Genomic DNA, 1,891 nt, shown 5'->3' with positions numbered 1-1,891 from the left:
CAAAAATAAGGTGTAGAGGTCTAGATTGCATTGTGCTGTCGATGGTTTAGTAATTTCTCTGATTGTCCGATACCTAGAAAGTAAACGACCCATCTTTATCAATGCACTATTTTGTTATTCTGTCAATGCGTAAGTCCTAGTATGGTTAATGACGGGGTGACAAGGAAGTTTAGTTTACCTAAATAAGTAGCAGAGAGAACCTATAATTAAGTGGCCTCTGCTAATTTTTAGGGTATGTATTTTTGATTATCTACACTCTAAAGCTTATTTGCTACCTGTGTACTATACATTCAAAGATGCTAATGGACTAGATATTGATGGACTTGATATGATAGATAGAATAATTGAATAGCACTTGGCTGCTTCCTTAGTTTTTCCCTGTGATAAAAAAAACTTTCCTAACGCATGGTATTCGTCTATAGAGTTAGGTAGATCAATGATTGTGCTATTATCTGAATTTCCTAATTCAGGTTGCAACTCTTCTTCTAAACTTTGATATTGATATTGATCCTTAACGAAACTTGATTCTAGATACTGACCATCATAGGGCATACGAAATTCTTGTTCTACCACTTTTTGCAAGAGCACATGCAGCAATACATAGGTACTGTTAGGGAGAGAAAGCTTTTGCATATACTCAAGGGTGTAAGGTATTAGATCGTACCCTATACTCATATACATACCTATAACTTTATAATTGTTTGCCGCAGCAAGATTATAGTAAAATGGTGGTTGATAAGTATAAAAGCAATGCGTTAGATATACCAAGCCATGACAAGGTAATGCGTGATACATTACTCCCCCCTGTTTGCACAAATTGTGAATGTTTGTAAAACAATTCAATTGATTAAAACAGTGTTCTGTAGTTCCATGATTCGTAACCAAATCAAATTGTTCGGCAAAATCATAATTGGCTCTGATGTTATTATTAAGGTCGAAAACAAAACAGTTATCTCCGCCCAAGGCGTCTATGCAGGCATATGAATCAAAGCCATAAGCTTTGTACATCATTGCGGCGGTATAAATACTATTAGGAGGAAGTTCATATTGGACTCCCGTATTTTTTTCAGCATGGCCTTTAACTAGGTCAGGATCATACACATCCTGAGCTCCTAGTTCAATCACACTTTTGAAATTTTTAAATGGCGCATATTTTAAAAAAGAACCATAGATTTGTGCAGGGGGCATACCGATTCCCATATCAATAAATATCCTGTGTGGGGGGTTAGTGGTTAGACGGAAGTATGAGTAGAGTTACTAAGGATTAACAATAGCTGAAGTGCTGACCAAAGTCAATTCCATATGGTGGCGTATTCAAAAAAAACTTTACAATGAGAGGGAATCGTTGTTAAAGAGCTTCATAGCTCAACTTTAAACACAGCCGTTTACAATTAGGTAAAGTGCTATAGCCTTTCTCAGAAAGATGAGGTACTCATGGGCATAGGGCATAGGGCATAGGGCATAGGGCATAGGGCATAGGGCATAGGACATACCTCACTTTTTTGAGAACCGCTATATCTACCTAGCCAGAGTCTATTTTCATATTTTCTGGAGCAACCAATTGACTAATCCAAAACGCTGCTTAGTAACTGGTGCCGCTGGCTTTATCGGCAGCCACCTGTGCGATCGCCTCCTGTCCCTCGGCCACACCGTCACAGGTCTAGATAGCCTGATAGTAGGTCGCCTCGCCAACCTAGAACAAGCCAAAACCCATAACAAATTTACCTTCATCGAGCAAGACGCAGCCACCATCACCCCCTCAACCCTAGAAGGAATTGACTGGGTATTTCATCTAGCAGGGCTGGCAGACTTAGTACCGTCGATTGAAAACCCCAGCCAATACTACCACTCCAACGTTCAAGGCACTTTTAGCCTGCTAGACGCTTGCCGC

The 1,891-nt window shown here is 39.7% G+C and carries 2 protein-coding genes; one reads left to right on the top strand and one right to left on the bottom strand.

Annotated features, from left to right (window positions below):
* Positions 1 to 282: 282 nt before the first annotated feature.
* Entirely contained in the window at positions 283 to 1,200 is a 918-nt protein-coding gene (locus ACUVJL_RS15305; RefSeq protein WP_445246624.1) for a hypothetical protein, read from the bottom strand.
* A 361-nt stretch (positions 1,201 to 1,561) separates the two neighbouring features.
* Here ACUVJL_RS15305 and ACUVJL_RS15300 point away from each other — a divergent pair.
* Positions 1,562 to 1,891: NAD-dependent epimerase/dehydratase family protein (locus tag ACUVJL_RS15300; RefSeq protein WP_445246623.1), on the top strand; the 330-nt coding region annotated here is incomplete at its 3' end.

It is taken from the genome of Microcoleus sp. OTE_8_concoct_300, assembly GCF_031383065.1.
Classification (GTDB): domain Bacteria; phylum Cyanobacteriota; class Cyanobacteriia; order Cyanobacteriales; family Microcoleaceae; genus Microcoleus.
The sequence above is the reverse complement of the archived record's forward strand: the minus strand, read 5'-3'. Positions and strand labels throughout refer to the sequence as shown.